Source organism: Pseudomonas sp. X10, from assembly GCF_054889225.1.
The window spans coordinates 3828314-3851668 of sequence record NZ_CM142677.1; the positions used below are offsets into that span (position 1 = coordinate 3828314).

General features: G+C 63.4%; 3 protein-coding genes. All 3 read right to left on the minus strand.

The window, feature by feature from the left end:
- Positions 1-44: 44 nt before the first annotated feature.
- The 3 genes from ACYU03_RS17445 to ACYU03_RS17455 are packed head-to-tail and all read right to left on the minus strand — an operon-like array spanning position 45 to position 23344.
- On the minus strand, positions 45-3218 hold the full coding sequence (locus ACYU03_RS17445; RefSeq protein WP_461885885.1) for a non-ribosomal peptide synthetase: 3174 nt from the start codon (positions 3216-3218) through the stop codon (positions 45-47).
- On the minus strand, positions 3215-13546 hold the full coding sequence (locus ACYU03_RS17450) for an amino acid adenylation domain-containing protein (RefSeq protein ID WP_461885886.1): 10332 nt from the start codon (positions 13544-13546) through the stop codon (positions 3215-3217). The genes ACYU03_RS17445 and ACYU03_RS17450 overlap by 4 nt, the downstream gene beginning before the upstream one ends.
- Before the next feature lie 15 nt (positions 13547-13561).
- Positions 13562-23344 (minus strand): amino acid adenylation domain-containing protein, encoded by a 9783-nt coding sequence (locus ACYU03_RS17455; RefSeq protein WP_461885887.1) that lies wholly within the window; start codon positions 23342-23344, stop codon positions 13562-13564.
- Between the last annotated feature and the right edge of the window lie 11 nt (positions 23345-23355).

The following is a 23355-nucleotide window of genomic DNA, read 5'->3' on the forward strand; positions in this document are numbered from 1 at the left end:
GGCCGGAGACCGACCTGGCGGGCGTTATGGAGCTTGCCGTGGCATCACACCTGGGTGCTGGCCCCTCGCAACTGCTGGGCCTTCTCCAGCAACCGCGCCTTCTCTTCGGGACTCAGGCTGTCCAGCCGCAAGCGCGCCGCAGCGAGTTTCTCCAATTGTCCCAGCGCTGTTTCCTGGAAGCGCAAGGCCTGAGCCAGAGCTGCGACACTGGGGTTGTCGAACACCACACCCGGATGGATCTCGCACTGCAACAGCTTGCGGATACCTGCCACCAGCTTGATCACCAATAAGGAATGGCCACCGATGGCGAAGAAGTCCTGCTCCACGCTCAACCGATCCAGGCCCAGCAGTTGCGCCATGCGGCTGGCCAGCAGTTCTTCGAGGGCATCACGCGGGGCCACGTACTCTGCGGTCTCCTGTGCCGAAACCGGCCGCTGGTACAACGCCACCCGGTCGATCTTGCCGTTGGCCAAACGCGGCATCTGCGCAAGAAGCAGGATATGCCGTGGCAACATGGCAGCCGGCAGGCGCAAGGCCAGCTCAGCGGCTAACGCCGCAGCCAGGTCCGCGGGGGCATCGCTGCGTGGTACCACATAGGCCACCGGCGCTGCCTCACCGTCTGCCAGGGTCGCCAGCACCACAGCCACTTCACTGACGTCCGCCAGGTTAGCCAGTTGGGCTTCTATCTCGGCCAGTTCGATACGGAAGCCGCGCACCTTGACCTGCTGGTCGGCACGCCCATAGAGCTGCACACCGCCCTCGGGCCGGTAGCGGGCCAGGTCACCCGTGCGGTAAAAGCGCTCACCGCCCACAGTGACGAACACCTGCGCGGTCTGCTCAGGTGCCGCCAGATACCCACGGGCCAACTGTTGGCCACCGATGTACAGTTCGCCCAGCTCGCCGCAGGCAGCCAACTGCTGATCCGCCGCGAGGATCAGCACACGGTTGTTCGCCAGCACCTGGGTCAGGGGCAGGGAAGCAGCCTGCAAATCTTCACCACGCACCGGGTGGACCAGCACGCCCACCGTGGCCTCGGTCGGGCCGTAGTGGTTGAACACACGGCAATCCCCCTTTACCTGCAGAATGCGCCGCACCAGAGCACCGCTCGCGGCCTCACCACCCAGCACCAAGGTCGCGGGCAGACAGGGCGCCTGGGCATCGAGCAGGGCAGACAGGTGCGATGGCACTATCTTCACGCAGTCGATCCGCTGCTCGCGGATGAAGCGGGCGAAGGCTTCCGGCGACTGGATACTGTCGTCATCGGCGATGTGCAGCGCCGCGCCCAGGTACAGGGCAGCGAACAGAGAGGTGTTGCCCAAGTCGGCGGCCACAGTCGAGGTCAAGGCGAAGCGACGACACTGCTCCAGGTTCAGTTGTTGGCAGACGCCGGCGCTGTAGTTGAGCAACTGCCGGTGCTCGACCACCACCCCCTTCGGTACACCTGTGGAACCGGAGGTGAACAATACATAGGCGACATCCTCACCACCCAGGGCAGGACCGGATACCTCGCCCGCCTCCAGTGGCAACGTCTCGATGTCCAGCGCCTTGATGGCCTGCCCCTCGAACCCGGCCGCCTGCGAGGCCTGGACCAGCAGCAGATTGGCCGAAGCCTGCTCGATCATCTGCAACTGCCGCACCTGCGGCCATTGCGGGTCAAGTGGCAGGTAGCCGGCACCCAGGTGCCAGCTGGCCAGGATCGCCACCACCAGTTGCGCTGAACGGGGCAGTGCCAAGGCCACCAGATCCCCCTTGCCCACACCCTGCCCGGCCAGTCCGGCTGCCAACTGGCGTACTCGCTGGTCGAGTTCTGCATAGCTCAGGGTGGCGCCGTCCGCCACCAGCGCAGGGGCGTCCGGTGCGGTCTCGGCCCATTGGGCGATGCGCTCGGGCAGCAGCACACGCTGCTCCAGCGGCGTTACACCTGGGTTGGGATCGAGCAGTGCCAGCCTGGCCGCCGCGCTGGACAGGTTCAGGCTCGACAACGCTTGCTGACCATCCTCGGCAATGCCCTGCAGCAAGGTCAGGAGTTGCTCCAGCAAGATCTGCACCGCCACCTGGCTGTAATGCCCGGCCTGCCCCTCGAGGCGCAGTTGAACGCCGTTATCGACGCTAACCTGCAGTTGCAGTTCGAACAGCGGTTGCGTCTCGTCCAGGCGGGACGGCTGCCAGCACGCGCCAGCCACCTGGCGTGACGCCAGGGCCTTGCGGACGACGAAGGCGTACGCCGGGCTGGCCAGTTGGCGCGGCACATTGTTTGCTGCGTACTCCTGCCAGGTCGTGTGCTGCTCCAGCAAGCCGGCCAGTTGCACGGCCCAAGCCGCGAAACCCTGGCCCAGGTCAAGCTTCAGGCTCAGCGGCAGGGTCTTCTCGAACAGGCCAATGCTGCTGGCGAAGAACTCGTAGTCGTCACGTCCGTCATGACGCCAGCCAACAGTAAAGCTGTCACGTCCGCTGATGCGTCCCAGCAAAGCCCACCAGGCGCTCTGCAGCAAGGTCTCCAGGTTGATCCCCGATTGCTCGGCCAGTGCAACAAGACCCTGGCGCAAACCGTCGTCGAGTATCGCATCGCAGCGATGCACCTGGCCGACGGCAGGGTCCTGGCGATACGGTAAACTCGGCGCGAGCGCGCCCTGCTCGTCAGGCAGTTGGGCCTGCCAGTATTGGCGTGCGGATTCGGCGTCCTCGTCGAACAATACTTCGCTGCGCCACTCCAGGTATTGAGCGAACTGCCCGGTTTCCTCGATTTCGCCATGCATCTCGGCCTCATAGGCCTGGGCCAAGCCATCGAACAGCACCGCCAGACTACCGGCATCAGCGGCCAGGCGAGGCACAGCCACAACCAACTGCCAACGGTCTTGCCCCTGTTCCAACAACAACGCCTGTAACTGTGTGCCAGTCTGCGGCCAAGGCGCGTTCAGCCAGGCATCCAACGAAGCGCCTGGTGCCGCCCGGTGCAACGTCACTGGCGCGGCTTCATCCTCAAGGAACTGACGCATGCCGTGGTAACCCGGCACCGCGGCCAGGCGTAAACGCAGCGCGCCATGGCGGGCCAACAGTTGCTCAAGAGCCTGCTGCAGGCGCCCGGCCTGCAACGGGCCGGCGATTTCGACCAGCAGGCAATGGGCGCTCTCGCGGCGTGGGGCGCCCACGGTCAGCAACGCTAAGTGCCGCTCCTGTTCAGGCAACAAGGCCAGGCCGGTATCCAGTGTCTCGCTCATGCACCTGCTCCATTTTTTCCCAGCGAGCCACCCTGGCTCTCGTTCAGTGCTTCCAAAGCACTGCGTTCGATCATGTCACCCATGGCGACGACTATCTTGCGGGGCCCCTCAAATGGGTCGCGAGCATGGGCGGCCAGCATGTTGTCGAGCAAGATCACGTCGCCTTTCTTCCAGTCGAAGCGCACTGCACAGGCCTCGTACAACTCTCCGATCAACTGCATCACCCCGTCCTCGATCGGCGAACCGTCACCGTAGTAGACGTGACGCGGCATGCGTTGCTCGCCAAACATCGCCAACAAGTCCTCGCGCACATCCGGATCCAGGCAATGGATGTGGTGCAGTTGCACTTGGTTGAAGAAGCTTTTCTCACCGGTCAGCGGGTGACGGATGATCGCAGGACACGGGGTGCGGATCTGCAGTTCGTCGTTGTCCAGCCAGGTCCACTGGATCCCGGCGGCCTCGCAGCGCGCTTCCACCTCGGCGCGATCCTCGGTCTTGAAGAAGTGCTGCCAGGAGACGTCGAGCTTGTCGGCAAAGGTGCGCACGTACAGCAGGCCTTTGCTCTCGAACTTCTCCCGCAGCGCGTCTGGCATGCGCTGATACATCAGCCGGCAGTCCACCACTGGGGTAGCCCCGCCGACCGGCGAAGGTTGCTCACAGAAGAACAACTGCTTGCGTGGCCAACGGTCCTGGTGGGAGCTCTCGTTATGGAAAAGAATCATCTTCTTCTCCGGATATGGGGTCGAGCGGTAGGTGTTCTTGCCGCCCTCCTTCTTCGGCAGATCGCCGTACTTTCCGTACAGGCCAGGCTGCACGGCCTCGGCGAAGGCTTCGAAGTCATGGATGTCACGCACCGCGAAGCCTCGGAAGAGAATGCCGGCGTGCTTGGCCAGCTTCTCCTCGACCAGGGTGCGGTTGTTGTTGATCCACTGGATCAGGTCCAGCCCGGGATCGGTCGGTTCCCACATTACCGGGAAGACCTGGCCCGGGACCATGAGGCTTTCGCGCATCACACTGATGGCCGGCTTCACGTTCGGGCCCTGGGCCTTCTTGAGGAACTTGCCCAGTTTGTCGGCCTTGCTCGGTACAGCGGGTTTTGCAGGCGCGACCACCTGGGCCGCAGTGTTGGTAGGCATCTTGATGTCCCCTAGACGTTTATCTGGATCACTCACCATCTGTTCGAGAATGGTCATCCAGCCTTTCACGCAGAGCTCGATACGTTCTTGTTGGAATAGGTCGCTGGCGTACTGCCAGGTGCCATGCAGTTGACCCGCTTCTTCGTCGATGAACAGCGCCATGTCGAACTTGGAGAAGCCTCCGGTACTCGGGATAGCCTCGGCCTGTAGGATCTGGAAGCCGCTCTGGCGCACCGGCAGGTTGTTCATCACGAACAGAACCTGGACCAGCGGGTTGGTACCCTTGTGCCGAGGAGCGCCGACACTGTCGACGATCTGGTCGAATGGCAACTCTTGGTGCTCGAAGGCGCTCAGCGCGGTCTCCTGCACCTTGGCCAGGTACTGGCGCACCGACAACTGGGCCTGCCAGCGCGAGCGCAATGGCAGCACGTTGATGAAGAACCCGATCAGAGCTTCCAGCTCAGGCTGCGAACGACCAGCAACGTCGGCGCCGACCAGCACGTCATCGCTGTCGCTCAAGCGGTGCAGCATCACCTGGAAGGCCGCCAGCAAGACACTGTAGAGGGTCACGCCCGCCTCGCGAGCCAGTGTCTTGAGCGCCTCGTGCAGAGGCTGCGGCAGAGTGAAGCTAAGGTCACGCCCGGCCTGACTCGCCTTGGCCTGGCGTGGCTGATCGGTAGGTAACCGTAGCAGACCATCGTGTCCCGCCAGGGTGCGTTGCCAATAGGCAGCCTGCGCATCCAGCACGCCAGCCTGCTCCAGGGCCAGTTGCCACTGGGCATAGTCGGAATACTGTACCGCCAGCGCGGGTAGCGGCGTGTCATTGCCGGCCAGCAGGCGGCCATAGACCTCCACCACCTCGTTGCCGAGCAACGACATCGACCAGCCATCGGAAATGATGTGGTGCATGCAAAACAGCAGCACATGGCTGTGCTCGCCCAAGCGCAGCACCTGGCCACGCAGCAGCGGCACCTGTAGCAGGCTGATCGGCTGGCGGGCATTGGCTTCGATGGCTTCAGCCACTCGCGCCTCACGCTCGCCGGCCGGCAGCGCCGAGAGATCGAGCACCGGCAGCGGCAGTTCGACCTGTTCGGCAACGACCGCCAGGGGATCACCCTCATCGTCGGCCACGTAGGCGGTCCGCAGGATCTCGTGGCGGCGGATCAACTGCGCCAGGCTGGCTTCTAACAGAGGCACCGACAGCTCTCCTTCGACCCGCAGGGCCAACGGCATACCGTAGGCGCCGCTCGGCGCGGCGAACTGTTCGACCACCCACAAACGGCGCTGGGCCAGCGACAGCGGTACCTGAGCGCGCGGCCCATGGGCCACCAGCGTCGGCAAGCCCAATTGCTCCGTGCTGCCGAGCACCTGCAGCGCGGCGGCAAAACTGCTCAAAGTCGGGGCGCCGAACAGGTCACGCAGACCGGCTTCCAGACCAAGTACCTGGCGTACCCGGGCAATCACCTGAGTCGCCAGCAGCGAGTGCCCGCCCAACTCGAAGAAGTGATCATTACGGCCCACCTGGTCCAGCTCCAGGACCTGTTGCCAGATTTCGGCGATACGTTGCTCCAGCTCACCCTCTGGCGCCACATAGGCTTGCTGCAGCAAGCTGGCATCCGGCGCCGGCAGCGCCCGACGGTCGAGCTTGCCGTTGGCCGTCAGCGGCCATTGCTCGAGGAACAGCAGGTGCGCCGGAACCATGTACTCCGGCAAATGCGCTTTAAGCCCGGCCTTGAGCTGCTCGCGCAAGGCCGATGGCTCCTGCGGCAACCGATGCGGCACCACGTAACCGACCAGTTGCTGGCCGCTCGGGCCATCCACCGCCAGCACCACCGCCTCGCGCACCGCCTCCTGCTGCACCAGCCGCGCCTCGATCTCGCCCAGCTCGATGCGGAAGCCGCGGATTTTCACCTGGTGGTCGATACGGCCGACGTATTCGATGATGCCGTCATGCCGGTAGCGCGCCAGATCACCGGTGCGGTACAGGCGCTCGCCCTGGGCCGAGAAGGGGTCCGGCACGAAGCGCGTGGCACTGAGCTCGGCACGCTTGAGGTAGCCGCGAGCCAGGCCGGCCTGACCGACGTACAGCTCGCCGATCGCGCCCTTGGGCACCGGGTTGAAGTCGGCGTCGAGCAGATACCAGGACAGGTCCGGGATCGGTTCGCCGATCGGGCTGGCCGCATCGCCCGCCAAGTCGGTCAGGCTCACCGGACGGTAGGTGACGTGCACAGTGGTCTCGGTAATGCCGTACATGTTGATCAGCCGGGGTTGCTGGTCGCCAAAGCGCTCGAACCAGGGGCGCAGGCTCTGCACGTCCAGGGCCTCGCCGCCGAACACCACATGGCGCAACGCGGTGCGCGCCGTGCGCTGCTCCGGTGCGCAAGCCACCTGCATCAGTTGCTTGAAGGCCGAGGGGGTCTGATTGAGCACGGTCACGCCCTGCTCGCACAGCAACGCGAAGAACTCTTCCGGCGAACGGATGGTAGGCTGCGGCACAATCACCAGGCGCCCACCGTAGAGCAGCGCACCAAAGATCTCCCAGACCGAGAAGTCGAAGGCGTAGGAGTGGAACAGGGTCCACACGTCAGTGCCGTCGAAGCCGAACCAGTGCTCGGTGGCCGCGAACAGGCGCAGCACGTTGTGGTGGGCTAGCAACGCACCCTTGGGCTGGCCAGTAGAGCCGGAGGTGTAAATCACGTAGGCCAAGTTGGCCGGGTCCAGGACCAGATCCGGGTTGGCGCGGCTGTAGCCGCTGTAGTCGGTGTCCAGCAGCAGGCTGCGCACGCCGGTCGGGACCGGCAGTTGATCCTGCAGGTGGGCCTGAGTCAGCAGCACACCAAGTCCGCTGTCCCGCATCATGTAGGCCAGGCGGTCTTCGGGATAGGCCGGGTCCAACGGTACGTAGGCGCCGCCAGACTTGAGGATGGCCAGAAGACCAACGACCATCGCCAAGCTGCGCTCGACCGCCAGGCCGACCAGCACCTCAGCACCGATGCCCTGTTCGATCAGGGCGTGGGCCAACTGATTGGCACGGGCGTTGAGTTCGGCATAGCTTAGTTGCTGCTCGCCGAAGGTTAGGGCGATGGCGTCCGGGGTACGGGCAGCCTGGGCTTCGATCAGTTGATGGATGCACTGCTGGCTGGCGAACCGCTGGGCGTTGGGGTTCCACTCGGCGATGTGGGCTTGCTGTTCCCTGGCATCGAGCAGTGGCAAGGCACTCAGGCAACGCTCGGCCGCATCTGGCATGGCCTGCAGCAGATTGGCCAGTTGCGTGGCGATCTGCCCGACAGTGGCGGGAGCGAACTGCGTCAGGTCATGACTGAAGTGCAGCGACAGCACCTCGCCCAAGCCCACGGACAGGGTCAGTGGGTAGTTGGTCTGTTCGTGCTGGTCGAGCTGGCCGAAGCGCAGACCATCGGGGGCGCTCTGCTCCAGCACCTCGGCCACCGGGTAGTTCTCGAACACCAGGATGTTGTCGAACAACGCCTCGCCACCCTTGCCGGCCCAGCGCTGTACATCGAACAACGGGGTGTGCTCGTAGTCGCGCAGGCTCAGGTTCTGCGCCTGGACCTGTTGCAACCACTGGCCCAGGGTCAGTTCCGGCCTCGGGCTGGCGATGACCGGCAACGTGTTGATGAACAGACCGATCTGTTGCTCGATGCCACGCAGCTCGGTGGGCCGCCCCGCCACGGTCGCACCAAAGGCCACGGTCGCCTGGCCGGTATAGCGCTGCAGGAGCAGTAACCAGGCCGCTTGCAACAAGGTGTTGACGGTGACTTTCTGCTGCTGGGCGAAGCCGTGCAGGCGCTGTGTCTGCTCGGTATCCAGGTCCAGGTAGTGGCTTGCGTAGCCCGGCCCGGCCGGGGCACTGGAGATCAGGGCCAGGCGCGTCGGCTGGTCCAGGTCGCGCAGTTGCTCGCGCCAGAAAGCTTCGCTGCGCTGCGGGTCCTGTTGCTGCAGCCAGGCGATGTAGTCGCCATAGCGACCTGCGGTTGTTTCTGGTGCCCGTCCACAATAACGCTGCAGCACTTCCCCCATCAGCTGCGAGTTGCTCCAGCCGTCCATGAGAATGTGGTGGTGGGTATAGATCATCTGGTACTGCTGGTCGTCCAGACGCACCAGCAGCAGCCGCAGCAACGGTGCCTGGGCCAAGTCGAAACCACGGGCGCGCTCGACGTCGGCCAGCTCGGCCAAGGCCTGCTGCTGGTCGGCGCGGCCGCGCCAATCGAGGATATCGTAAGGCACCTTGGCCTGCTTCAGCACCGCCTGCCGCGGTTGCTGCAGAGGGGCTTGCCAGAGGAATGCGGTACGCAAAATGTCATGGGCGTCGACAGCGTCCTGCCAGGACTGAACGAAACGTTCGGGATCGAGGCCAGTCACCGGTAGGCTCATCTGGGTGATGTAGTCGCCGCTGTTCTGAGCATAGAGGCTGTGGAACAACATGCCCTGCTGCATGGGCGACAGTGGATAAAGGTCCTTGAGCGTGCGTAACGGCAATGGCAGCGCATCCAGCCGTGCCTGATCCAGTCCCGCCAACGGGAAGTCCGAAGGCGTTGCTCCGCCTACCGCCTCCTGGCAGCAATGCTCGATCAGCAGGCGCAGTTCCTCGGCGTACTCATCCGCCAGGCGCTGCACTGTGGCGCTGTCGAACATGTCGCGGCTGAAAGTCCAGTTCAGCTCCAACTCGCCCTTGAACACCTGGCCGTTGATGCTCAGCCAGTTGTCCAGCGGCGCTCCACGGTCACGTGCGCTACCAGCAGCATCACTGCAGGGGGCGAACAACGCATCGGCAGCGGCGAAGCTGGCGTCGAACTGGCCCAGATAGTTGAATGTCACCCGTGGTGCCGGCAGTGCGGCCAGACTCTGACGGACCTGCTCATCGCCCAGGTAGCGCAGGGCGCCATAGCCGATACCTTTGTTGGGGATGCCGCGCAGTTGCTCCTTGACCGCCTTGATCGAGTCACCGAGGGTGGCCTGCGGTGTCAGCTTGACCGGGAACAAGCTGGTGAACCAGCCGACCGTCCGACTCAGGTCCTGGTCGGCGAACAGCTCCTCGCGGCCGTGGCCTTCCATTTGCAATACCACCGCCGGGCTCTGCGTCCAACACGTCAGCACCCGCGCCAAGGCACTGAGCAACAAATCGTTGACTTGGGTGCGGTAGGCGGCGGGTGCCTCCTGCAACAACTGCCGGGTCAGGTCAGCATCCAGGCGGGTACTGACCTGATGTTCCAGGTCACCACGCAACGCGCCGTGCGGATTGTCACAAGGCAAATCCAAAGCAACGCCCTGCAACTGCCGCTGCCAGTAGCCCAGCTCTTCCCGGGCAGCCCCACCGGCATGCCGCTGCAGCTGCTCGGCCCACCATTTCACCGAGCGAGTCCGCGCCGGCAACCGCGCAGCGTGTCCGTCCCGTAGGGCGGAGTAGGCCTGTTGCAGGTCTTCGAAGAGAATACGCCAGGACACCCCATCGACGGCCAAGTGATGGATAGCCAGGAGCAGGCGCTGCTCGCCTGCTGGCAGGCTGACCAGCAGGCCACGCATCAATGGCCCCCGCTCCAGATCGAGACTGCTTTGCGCCGCTTCGCCCAAAGAATCGAGGTCGTCGATTGAGCAGCACTCGCGATGCCACAGCAGGCCGGCAGTCGGCTGTGCCGCCACACTCGCCTGCCATTGGCCGCCACTGTCCTGGGTGAAAGTCAGACGCAAGGCGTCGTGCTGTTGCGCCACTGCTTGTAAGGCCCGCTCGAGCAGCGCGGCGTCCAGGGGTTGGGCTGGCTTGAGCAGCACCGATTGGTTCCAATGGTGGCGTTGCGGGATGGAGTCGGCGAAGAACACCTGTTGCATCGGCAACAATGGGGTCGGCCCGATCAAGGCAGCCTGGTCGATCTGCTCGGCCTCGGCGCTGATCTGCACCACGCTGGCCAGGCTCTGCACGGTCTGGTGCTGGAACAGGTCTTTGGGCCTGAGGCGGATACCGGCCTGGCGCGCGCGACTGACCACTTGGATGGAAATGATCGAGTCACCACCGAGCTCAAAGAAATTGTCAGTCAGGCCAACCTGATCGAGTTTCAACACATCCTGCCAGATGCTGGCGATACGTTGCTCCAGTTCGCTCTGCGGCGCTACATAGCTGCCCTGCAACAGATTCACGTCGGGTTGCGGCAAGGCCTTGCGGTCAAGCTTGCCGTTGCTGGTCAGCGGTAACCGCTCAAGGAACAGCAGGTGCGCCGGGACCATGTGCTCCGGAAGGTCTTCACGCAACTGGCGCTTGAGCGATTCGCGCAGCGCAGCTTGGTCGCTGCCCTGCCCATGCGGCACCACATAACCGACCAATTGCGCGCCGCTGGCGGCCTGTTGCGCCAACACCACGGCCTGGCGCACCTCGGGCAACGCCTGCAACCGCGCCTCGATCTCACCGAGTTCGATACGGAAGCCACGGATCTTCACCTGATGGTCGATCCGGCCGATGTACTCGATCACTCCATCGGCCCGGTAGCGCGCCAGGTCACCGGTGCGGTACAGCCGCTCGCCACTGCCGCCGAAGGGGTTGGGAATGAAGCGTGTGGCGGTCAGGTCGCCACGGTTGAGATAGCCGCGCGCCAGGCCGGCCTGGCCGACATAGAGCTCGCCGATGCAGCCCTTGGCCACCGGATTCAGCACCGGGTCGAGCAGATACCAGGACAGATCTGGGATCACCTCCCCGATCGGACTGCCCACTTCGCCCTCCAGATCCGCCAGGCTGATCGGACGGTAGGTCACGTGCACCGTGGTCTCGGTGATGCCATACATGTTGATCAGCCGCGGCTGGCGGTCGCCGAAGCGCTCGAACCAGGGCCGCAGGCTCTTCACCTCCAGCGCCTCACCGCCAAACACCACATGGCGCAGGGCGGTGCGCGCAGCAGCCTGCCCAGGTGCGCAGGCCACCTGCATCAGTTGCTTGAAAGCCGACGGCGTCTGGTTGAGTACCGTCACCCGCTCCTCCTGCAGCAGGCGGTAGAAGTCCTCCGGCGAGCGGCTGACATCATAAGGCACCACCACCAGACGGCCACCATAAAGCAGCGCACCGAAGATCTCCCAGACCGAGAAGTCAAAGGCATAGGAGTGGAACAGGGTCCACACGTCAGTTCCGTCGAAGCCGAACCAGTGCTCGGTGGCAGCGAACAGGCGCAGCACGTTGTGGTGGGCAAGCAACGTACCCTTGGGTTTGCCGGTGGAACCGGAGGTGTAGATCACATAGGCCAGGTTGGCCGGGTCCACGGCGACCTCGGGATTGGCCTCGCTGTAGCCCAGGGCGGCGTCCTCGGTCAGCAACTGGTGCGGCAGGCTGGCTGGCAGCGGTAGTTGTTGCAACAGTGAGGGCTGGGTCAGCAGCAAGGCGATACCGCTGTCCTCGATCATGTAGGCCAGGCGCTCTGTCGGATAGGCCGGGTCCAGCGGCACGTAGGCGCCACCGGCCTTGAGGATGGCCAGCAGGCCGACGACCATCTCCAGGCTGCGCTCGACCGCCAGGCCCACCCGCACATCGGCGCTGACGCCCAGTTCGATCAGGCGATGGGCCAGGCGGTTGGCGCGACGGTTGAGTTCGGCATAGCTCAGTTGAGTGCCGGCAAAGCTCAGGGCGATGGCCTCTGGGGTCCGTTCGACCTGGCGCTCGATCAGTTGCTGCAGACTGCACTGGCTGAGGAAGGTGGCCGAGGCGGCGTTCCATTGGCGCAGGTTGGCCTGCTCCTCTTCGCGGTCCTGCAAGGACAGGTCGGCGATACGCTGGGCCGGGTCAGCGACAATAGCCTGCAGCACGTTCAGCCAGTGACGCGAGAGACGCTCTGCCGTACCGGCCTCGAACAGGTCGCAAGCATAGCTCAGCGAGGCATCCAGGCCTTGCTGGCTGTCATAGGTGGTCAAGGTCAGGTCGAATTGGGCCGTGGGGTTGTCCCAGTTCAGCGCCTGCATGCTCAAACTCGGCAGTTGTCGCTCGGCCCAGGCGCCATCCTCCCGCCCCTGGTGGCTGTACATTACCTGGAACAGGGCGTTGTGGCTCAAGGTCCGCTCCGGCTGCAAGGCATCGACCAATTGCTCGAACGGCAGGTCCTGGTGGTCCTGCGCACCCAGCACGGTCTGCCGGACTTGGGCGAGCAGCTCGCGGAAGCGTTGCTGGCCATCGAACTCAGTCTTGAGGACCTGGGTATTGACGAAGAACCCCAGCAAGCCTTCGGTCTCGACCCGATTGCGGTTGGCCACCGGTACACCGACACGGATATCGCCCTGGCCACTGTAGCGATGCAGCAACGTCTGGAACGACGCCAGCAGTAGCATAAACAAGGTCACGTTCTCGGCCTGGGCCAGGCGCTTGAGCGCGTCGCCCAGTTGTGCCGGCACCTTGATGCCCAGTTGCGCACCCTTGAAGCTCTGCACAGCCGGACGGGGATGGTCGAACGGCAGCTCCAGCACGGGCTGCTCGCCCCCCAGTTGCGCCAGCCAGTACTCCAGTTGGCGCTCACGCTCCCCCGCCTCCATCCACTGCCGTTGCCACAGCGCGTAGTCGGCATACTGGATCGGCAACGCTGGCAGGTCCAGCGCCTGGCCCTGGCTGTAGGCCGAATACAGCTGCATCAGCTCGTCAACCATGATCTGCATCGACCAGCCATCGGAAATGATGTGATGCTGGGTAATCACCAGCACATGGTGTTCGTCGCTGACCTGCAACAAGGCCACACGCATCAGCGGCCCGTTGTGCAGATCGAAAAGCTGGCGGGTCTGCCCTTCGACATAGGCCTTGATCGCCGCGTCGCAAGCAGCGTCATCGGCGGCGACAGTCAAGCTCGCCCTTTCGAAGCAGAACGGCAACTGCTCGGCCACCACCTGCAAGGTCTGTTCACCGTCCTGGACGAAGGTAGTGCGCAACACCTCATGACGAGCCAGCAAGGTGGAGAAGCTGCGCTCCAGCGCCTCGATATCCAGGCGTCCCTTCAGCGCCAAGGCACTGGACAGGTGGTAGGCGGCACTATCCGGCTCCAGTTGCCAGAGAAACCACTGGCGCTCCTGAGCATAAGACAGCAACAGTGCTTCCTCGGGCTTGCGCTTGAAGACCGGAGCAATGCCGAACAGGTTGATGCCCTTCTGTCTGAGCATCACCGCCAAGGCCTTGCGTTCCTTTGCCGACAGTTGGCCCACCGCCCCGATCAATTCTTGCACGCCACTACTCCTGGTTCATGAAATGAGCTTGTCGAGCTCTTCTGCTGATAAACGTTTGAGGGCGGCCAGAGATTTAGCCAATTCGTCTTCCACCGGCTGGGTCTGCGCCTGCAACGTGGCGACACTGGCGCAGAATGCCTGCAGGTCATCGGTGATGAACAGCTCCTTGAGCGGGACTTCCAGACCGAGTTGTTCTCGCAGGCGGACAATGACCTGGGTCGCCAATAGGGAATGGCCACCCAGGTCGAAGAAGCTGTCGTGCAGGCCGATACGCTCCAGCTTAAGCACTTCGGCCCAGACCGCTGCCACGCGCTGCTCCAACTCACTCTCTGGCGCCACATAGGTGCGCTGCTGGCTGGCATCCGGCTTCGGCAACCCCTTGCGGTCGAGCTTGCCGTTCGGGCTCAGCGGCATCTGCTCCAGCAGCCCCCATTGGGCCGGGACCATGTAGTCCGGCAGGTGCGCCTTGAGCGCGCTCTTCAACTGCTCGCGCAGGCCATCCTGTTCGAGTCCGCCGTTGGGCACTACATAGCCGACCAGTTGCTGGCCGCTCGGGCCATCCACCGCCAGCACCACCGCTTCGCGCACCGCCTCCAGCTCCATCAGCCGTGCCTCGATCTCACCGAGTTCGATACGCAGCCCACGGATCTTTACCTGGTGGTCGATGCGGCCACGGTACTCGATCACACCATCGGCGCGGTAGCAGGCCAGGTCACCAGTACGGTACAGGCGCTCGCCGCTGTTGAACGGGCTGGTGACGAAGCGTTCGGCGGTCAGCGCAGGACGGCGGTGGTAGCCACGGGCCAGGCCTGCACCGCTCAGGTACAGCTCGCCGACCACGCCAACCGGCACCGGTTGCAGCTCGCCGTCGAGGATGAAAGTCCCCAGGTTGGCGATCGGCTGGCCGATCGGAACGCTGTCCTTGCCTTCCTCGCGGCAGGTCCAGTGGGTGACATCGATGGCCGCCTCGGTCGGACCGTAGAGGTTGTACAGGCCGGCCTTGGGCAGCTTGGCGAACACCTGCTGCTGGGCATCCACCGGCAGTGCCTCACCACTGCAGACGATGCGGGTCAGGCTGGTGCAACTGGACACGGCCTCGTCGAGCAGGAAGGCCTGGAGCATCGACGGCACGAAGTGCAGGGTGCTGACCTGGTGGCGGTTGATCAGCTCGATCAGCTTCGCCGGCTCGCGGTGATCGCCCGGAGTTGCCACAGCCAGGCGGGCGCCAGTCATCAACGGCCAGAAGAACTCCCAGACCGAGACGTCGAAGCTGAACGGGGTCTTCTGCAGCACGGTGTCGCGTGCGTCCAGGGCATAGGCCTGCTGCATCCAGCACAGGCGGTTGGTCAGGGCACTGTGGCGGTTGCCGACACCCTTGGGTTTGCCGGTGGAGCCGGAGGTGTAGATGACGTAGGCGAGGTTTTCCGGGTGCAGGGCGATGTTCGGGTTGTGCCCAGGCTGGGTGGAAAGGTCGAGCAGATCCAGGTCCAGGCGCTGGACACGCTCGGCCAAGGGCAGTTGCAGGTGCGACTGGGCGAGCAGCAGCTCGATACCGCTGTCCTCGAGCATGTAGGCTAGGCGCTCGGTGGGGTATTCCGGGTCGACCGGGACATAGGCGCCGCCGGCCTTGAGGATGGCCAGCAAGCCGACGACCATTTCGATGCTGCGTTCGGTGGCGATGCCGACCAGCACGTCCGGGCCGACGCCTTGGGCGATCAAGGCATGGGCCAGTTGGTTGGCGCGCTGGTTGAGCTGAGCGTAGCTCAATTGCTGCTCGCCGAAGACCAGGGCCGGGGCGTCTGGCGCCTGCTCGACCTGGGTCTCGATCAGTTGGTGCACGGCGGTGTCGAGTGGGTACGACACAGCGGTGGCGTTCCAACTCAGCAGTTGGGTGTCCAGCTCATCGGCCTCGAGCATCGGAAGTTCACCGATGGCCTGGTCAGGCAGGCTGACCATGGCGCGCAGGAGGTTTTGCCAGTGGCGGGCCATGCGTTCGATGGTGTTACGCTCGAACAGGTCGGTGGCGTAAGTCAACGAGACGGCAATACCGGTAACCCGATCAGAGACTTCGAGCGACAGGTCGAACTGTGCGGTATGCGTATCGAACGCCAGTTCCTCCACCTGCAAGGCGGGCAACTGCTCGACCGCGCGGTCCCCCTCCCCTCCGGTCTGATAGTTGAACAGCACTTGGAACAGCGGACTGCGTGCAAGGTTGCGTCCAGGCTGCAACGCCTCGACCAACTGCTCGAAAGGCAGGTCCTGGTGGGCCTGGGCCTGCAACGTGGCATGGCGAGTCTGCTGCAGCAGTTCGCTGAATGCCATTTGCCCCTTCATCTGCGCCTTGAGCACCAGGGTGTTGACGAAGAAGCCAATCAGCCGTTCGGTTTCCAGGCGATTGCGGTTGGCCACCGGGACACCGACACGGATATCAGACTGGCCACTGTAGCGATGCAAGAGTACCTGGAACGAGCTCAACAGCAGCATGAATGGTGTCACGCCCTGTCGGCGAGCCAATTGCTGCAGCCCCTCGGCAAGTCCGCTGTCCAGTTGCAGGTCCAGCTTCTCCCCGTGGAAGCTGCGTTGGCTCGGGTAAGGATGATCGGCCGGCAACTCCAGCACAGGCTGCTCACCACCCAACTGCTGCCTCCAGTAGCTCAGTTGGCGTTCACGTTCGCCAGCATCCATCCACTGACGCTGCCAGACGGCAAAGTCAACGTACTGGATCGGCAACGCTGGCAGGACGAACTCACGCCCTTCACTGTAGGCGCCATACAAGCGGATCAGTTCATCGACCATCACCTGCATCGACCAACCATCGGAGACGATATGATGCTGGGTGAGAATCAGCACATGGTCATCCATGGCCAGTTGCAACAGCTTGACGCGCAACAGCGGCCCTTGATCAAGGGCAAACAGGCGCTCGCATTCGTTCTCGACGCACGACCTGATCTGCGCTAACCGATCAACCTGCTCAGGCAGTACGTCGAAGTCGACAGCCAACGACGTCGACCCGACGATGTGTTGCCGCACCTGCCCTTCGACCTGCACAAAGGTAGTACGCAAGCTTTCATGACGAACCAGCAAGGTGTCGAAACTACGCTGCAGAGCATGCATATCGAGGTGACCGCGCAAACGCAGCGCCACAGGCAGATGATACGCGCTGCTCTGCGGATCCAGTTGCCAAAGGAACCACTGGCGCTCCTGGGCATAGGACAACGGCATCGCACCAGTACGTGCCACTGGCAATAGGGGTGGCTCATCGATACGGATCGAAGCACTCAGTGCCGCTGCAAAGTCCAGCAGGAGGCTGTGTTCGAACAGAGTACGCAACGCCACTTCGTAGCCCAGCGTCTGACGCACACGTGAAACCACCTGGGTCGCCAGCAGCGAGTGCCCGCCCAACTCGAAGAAGTGATCATTACGGCCCACCTGGTCCAGCTCCAGGACCTGTTGCCAGATTTCGGCGATACGTTGCTCCAGCTCACCCTCTGGCGCCACATAGGCTTGCTGCAGCAAGCTGGCATCCGGCGCCGGCAGCGCCCGACGGTCGAGCTTGCCGTTGGCCGTCAGCGGCCATTGCTCGAGGAACAGCAGGTGCGCCGGAACCATGTACTCCGGCAAATGCGCTTTAAGCCCGGCCTTGAGCTGCTCGCGCAAGGCCGATGGCTCCTGCGGCAACCGATGCGGCACCACGTAACCGACCAGTTGCTGGCCGCTCGGGCCATCCACCGCCAGCACCACCGCCTCGCGCACCGCCTCCTGCTGCACCAGCCGCGCCTCGATCTCGCCCAGCTCGATGCGGAAGCCGCGGATTTTCACCTGGTGGTCGATACGGCCGACGTATTCGATGATGCCGTCATGCCGGTAGCGCGCCAGATCACCGGTGCGGTACAGGCGCTCGCCCTGGGCCGAGAAGGGGTCCGGCACGAAGCGCGTGGCACTGAGCTCGGCACGCTTGAGGTAGCCGCGAGCCAGGCCGGCCTGACCGACGTACAGCTCGCCGATCGCGCCCTTGGGCACCGGGTTGAAGTCGGCGTCGAGCAGATACCAGGACAGGTCCGGGATCGGTTCGCCGATCGGGCTGGCCGCATCGCCCGCCAAGTCGGTCAGGCTCACCGGACGGTAGGTGACGTGCACAGTGGTCTCGGTAATGCCGTACATGTTGATCAGCCGGGGTTGCTGGTCGCCAAAGCGCTCGAACCAGGGGCGCAGGCTCTGCACGTCCAGGGCCTCGCCGCCGAACACCACATGGCGCAACGCGGTGCGCGCCGTGCGCTGCTCCGGTGCGCAAGCCACCTGCATCAGTTGCTTGAAGGCCGAGGGGGTCTGATTGAGCACGGTCACGCCCTGCTCGCACAGCAACGCGAAGAACTCTTCCGGCGAACGGATGGTAGGCTGCGGCACAATCACCAGGCGCCCACCGTAGAGCAGCGCACCAAAGATCTCCCAGACCGAGAAGTCGAAGGCGTAGGAGTGGAACAGGGTCCACACGTCAGTGCCATCGAAGCCGAACCAGTGCTCGGTGGCCGCGAACAGGCGCAGCACGTTGTGGTGGGCCAGCAACGCACCCTTGGGCTGGCCAGTAGAGCCGGAGGTGTAAATCACGTAGGCCAAGTTGGCCGGGTCCAGGACCAGATCCGGGTTGGCGCGGCTGTAGCCGCTGTAGTCGGTGTCCAGCAGCAGGCTGCGCACGCCGGTCGGGACCGGCAGTTGATCCTGCAGGTGGGCCTGAGTCAGCAGCACACCAAGTCCGCTGTCCCGCATCATGTAGGCTAGGCGGTCTTCGGGATAGGCCGGGTCCAACGGTACGTAGGCGCCGCCAGACTTGAGGATGGCCAGAAGACCAACGACCATCGCCAAGCTGCGCTCGACCGCCAGGCCGACCAGCACCTCAGCACCGATGCCCTGTTCGATCAGGGCGTGGGCCAACTGATTGGCACGGGCGTTGAGTTCGGCATAGCTTAGTTGCTGCTCGCCGAAGGTTAGGGCGATGGCGTCCGGGGTACAGGCAGCCTGGGCTTCGATCAGTTGATGGATGCACTGCTGGCTGGCGAACCGCTGGGCGTTGGGGTTCCACTCGGCGATGTGGGCTTGCTGTTCCCTGGCATCGAGCAGTGGCAAGGCACTGATGCGTTGCCGTGGATCGTCGACGATGGCGCGCAACAGGTTCTGCCAGTGACGGGCCAGACGCTCGATGGTCACAGCCTCGAACAGGTCGGTGGCATAGACCAGGATGGCAGAGATACCGTCAGCGGTTTCCATGGTGTCCAGCGACAGGTCGAACTGCGCGGTCTGGCTGTCCCAGCTGAGCCGCTCGACCTCCAGTCCCTGCAGGCGCCCGACAGCCTGTAACTCTTCACCTTCCTGCCCCTGGTGATTGAACAGCACTTGGAACAGGGGGCTGAGAGCCATGTTGCGACCTGGCTGTAGCGCTTCCACCAACTTCTCGAACGGCAAATCCTGGTGCGCCTGGGCCTGCAGGGTGGAATGGCGAACCTGCTGCAGCAGCTCGTTGAACGCCAACTGGCCGTTCACATCCGCCTTGAGCACCAACGTATTGACGAAGAAACCGATCAAGCGCTCGGTCTCCAGACGGTTGCGGTTGGCCACTGGGACGCCGACACGGATATCAGATTGTCCGCTGTAGCGATGCAGCAAGGCCTGGAACGAGGCGAGCAACAGCATGAAAGGCGTTACACCCTGCTGCCGGGCAAGTGCCTTCAATCCCTCGCTCAACTCGGTATCGAGTATCACGTCCAGCTTGGCTCCGTGGAAGCTGCGTTGGCTCGGGCGGACACGGTCACTGGGCAGGTCCAACACCGGCTGCTCGCCGCCCAGTTGCTCCAGCCAGTACCCCAGCTGGCGATCTCGCTCACCCGCCGCCATCCACTGCCGCTGCCAACTAGCGTAGTCGGCGTACTGGATCGGCAATGCCGGCAACTCGGCATCTCGCCCTTGGCTGTAAGCGCCATACAGGGTGATCAGCTCGTCAACCATGACCCGCATCGACCAGGCATCGGAAACGATGTGGTGCTGAGTGAGGACCAGAACATGGTCGTCGACCGCCAACTGGAACAGCTTGACCCGCAGCAACGGCCCCTGACCGAGGTCGAACAAGCGGTTGCTTTCGGCTTCCACCAGAGCCTGGACCCTCACCTGCTGGTCGCTTGCCTGCCCAATTTCAATGACCTGAGTTGCCTGCTCCGCGATGACCTGGCACCTCTGCCCGTCCACTTCGACAAAGTGCGTGCGCAGACTCTCATGCCGGGCCAGCAGAGCATCGAAGCTGCGCTGCAACGCAGGCACATCCAGGTGACCACGCAGGCGCAGCGCAGCAGGCAGGTGATAGGCACTGCTCTGCGGATCCAGCTGCCAGAGGAACCACTGGCGCTCCTGAGCATAGGACAGCGGCAATGGCTGCCGACGGTCTGCCGCTACGATAGAGGGCTCGTCCACAGCCTGACGCGCCTGCAGGGACGCAACGAACGCCCCCAGACGACTGTGTTCGAACAAAGTGCGTAAAGCCACTTCGAAGCCCAGTACCTGACGCACGCGCGAAACCACCTGGGTCGCCAGCAAAGAATGGCCGCCCAACTCGAAGAAACCGTCTTGCAACCCAACCCGCTCGACCTTCAGCACCTCCTGCCAGATCGCGGCTATCTGCTGTTCCAGTTCGTTTCGTGGCGCCACATAGTCCTGCCGCACTTGAGCGATATCGACCATTGGCAGCGCTTTGCGGTCCAGCTTGCCATTGGGACTCAGCGGTAGCTGCGCCAAAAAGACCCATTGCGCCGGAACCATATAGTCGGGCAACTGCTCATGCAGCCGCGTCGTGATCACCTCGCGCAGTATCTGTTGCAACTCGGCGCTTGCGCGAACCTGAGCAGCATCTGCGACCAGGTAAGCAACCAGTTGCAAACTACCAAGAACCGGCTGGGCCAGCACCACGGCTTCGCGGATACCGTCCTGCTCCTGCAGATGCGCCTCGATTTCGCCCAGCTCGATACGGAACCCACGGATCTTCACCTGATGATCGATCCGCCCGGCGTACTCAATCACTCCATCGTCATTGAAACGTGCAAGGTCACCAGTACGGTATAAGCGACCGCCAGGCTGTTCAGCGAACGGGTCGGGAAGGAAGCGCTCGGCGGTCAGCCCAGGACGGTTGAAGTAACCGCGTGACAGCAGATCACCGCCGATCACCAGTTCTCCAACTACACCGATGGGGGCCAGAGCACCATTGTCATCAAGGATATGAATGCTGCGCCCTGGCAGCACACTGCCAATGGGTATGGTCAACGGCGTGTCACGCACACCGCTGACGTAATCGGTGCAATCGAGGGTCGTAGCGCATACCGTAGCTTCGGTTGGTCCATACGTATTGAGCAGCCGCACATGCGTCAGCCCGGCCTCCCGCCAGGCAGCAATACCTTCCGCCGGCATTGCCTCCCCCCCAATGCTCACCAGCCTGAGGTTGCCATAGTCCCGTCGTCCGGCCGTGGCGAAGTCCTTGGCCAGCAGGTTCCAATAGGCAGTGGACAGATCCGTGACGCTGATCTGCTTGTCGATCAGTTCTTGGTAGAAACGCTCGCTATCCCATATTTCATTGCCGCGCAGAACTACGCTGGCGCCACAGGTCAGCGCTGGATACAACTGCTCAACGAAAGCGTCGAAGTTGAAAGTAGAGAACTGCAAGATACAGTCATCAGGGCCAAGGCTAGAGAACTCCCGAGCCACATGCACATGCCCAACCAGTGCCTGGTGACTGATTCCGACCCCCTTGGGGCGACCCGTGGAACCGGAAGTGAACATCACGTAGGCCAAATTGTCGCCGTCTACGAGCCTGCCCACATCACTGCCGTCCTGATGGCGCCAGGCTCCCTCCTGGTCCAGGCAAAAAGTACGGACCCAATCGTTGGCAGCCAGAACAGCCAGGTGCTGAAGTACATGACTCTGGGTCAGGACCAGACAGGTACCACTGTCCTCGATCATAGCCTGCAGGCGCTCCTGCGGGTACTGCGGGTCGAGTGGCACATAGCCGCCGCCGGCCTTGAGCACGGCCATCAAGCCAATGACCATGTCCAGGCTGCGCTCCACAGAAATACCCACCAGTACATCCGGCCCCACCCCCAGTTCAATCAGATGCCGCGCCAGGCGGTTAGCTCGAAGATTAAGCTCGCCATAGGTAAGCTGCGTCTGCTCGCAAATCAGAGCCAGCGCCTCTGGCCGCTCGGCAGCGCAGGCCTCGAACAACTGGTGAACCTGCAGGCCGTTCGGCCGATGCAATGGGGCACGCCCCCATTGGGTGAGTAGTTGCCGCTGCTCATTGGCAGCCATCAACGGTAGTTCGTCGATCCGCATGTCGGTGCCGGTAACCACGGCCCGCAGCAGATTGAGCCAATGCCCAGCCATGCGCTCGAGGGTTCTGCCATCAAAAAGATCAGTCGAATAGGTCCAGGCCACACGCAGTTGGCCACCCTGCTCGTAAGTGTCCAGGCTCAGGTCGAACTCCGTGGTGCGGCTGCGCCAGTCGAGCACCGACAGCTCCAGCCCACCGGCCAGGCTGATCGAGGTGACATCGGCAACCTCTGGCTGATGGTTGTACATCACTTGGAACAGCGGTGAATGACTGAGGCTGCGTTCCAACCGAAGCCCCTCGACAAGGCGCTCGAATGGCAGATCCTGATGCGCCTGCGCGCCCAATACGGTGTCCCGTGTGGCTTGCAGCAACTCGCTGAAGCACGGGCGTCCGTCGAGTGAAGTGCGCAATACCTGCGTGTTGACGAAAAACCCGATCAGACCTTCAAGTTCGCTGCGGTTACGGTTGGCCACCGGGCTGCCGACTCGCAGATCGCACTGACCGGTATAGCGGAACAGCAGGACATTGAAGACCGCGAGCAGAACCATGAACAGCGAGACATTCTGCTGCCGGGCGAAGCCACGCAACTGCTCGACCAATGCCGGTTCGAGCTGCGACTCAAGTCGTGCCCCCTTGAAACTCGGCTGCGATGGCCTTGCCCGGGCAGTGGGCAGCTCCAGCACCGGGTGTTCCCCCCCCAGCTGCTCGCGCCAGTAAGCCAGTTGCCGCTCCTGCTCCCCCGCTTCCAGCCAGCGCCGCTGCCACAGGCCGTAGTCGGCATACTGGATCGACAGGGCCGGCAAGTCAGGCTGCCGCCCAAGGGCCAAAGCATCGTAGGTGCGGCTGAATTCGTCGATTAGCACGTTCATCGACCAGCCGTCGGAAACGATGTGGTGCATGGTCAGCAGTAACACATGCTCCTGCGCGTCCAGCCTCAGCAAGCGCATCCGCAGCAACGGACCGCGCTCAAGGTCGAAGGGCCGCAAGGACTCAGACTGCGCTTCGTGCTGTACTCGGGCCTCGCGCTCATCCGCCGGGATGGCGGTGAAGTCCAGTTGCTCGATGTGCACCGGCTGATCCAGCGGCACCTGGCTCAGGCTGTCGTCGGCCTGACGCTGGAACACCGTACGCAAGGACTGGTGACGCTCGACCAAGCTGTCAAAGGCCCCCTGCAGCGCCGTGACATCCAGGGCACCGCGCAGACGCACGGCGCTCGGCAGGTTGTAGGCGGCGCTGTCCGGGTCCAGTTGCCAGAGGAACCACATGCGCTGCTGAGCATAGGACAAGGCTTGACGGTCAGCGACCTGGACGTTGGCCGGAATCGGAAACTGGGCGAAATCAATGCCCTCCTTACGCAGGCGTTCGAGGAACAACCTGCGCTTTTCCAACGGCAGCTCGATGAAGCGACTGGCGAGTTGGAGGGACTTTTCGGCATTCATCTGCATGCTTC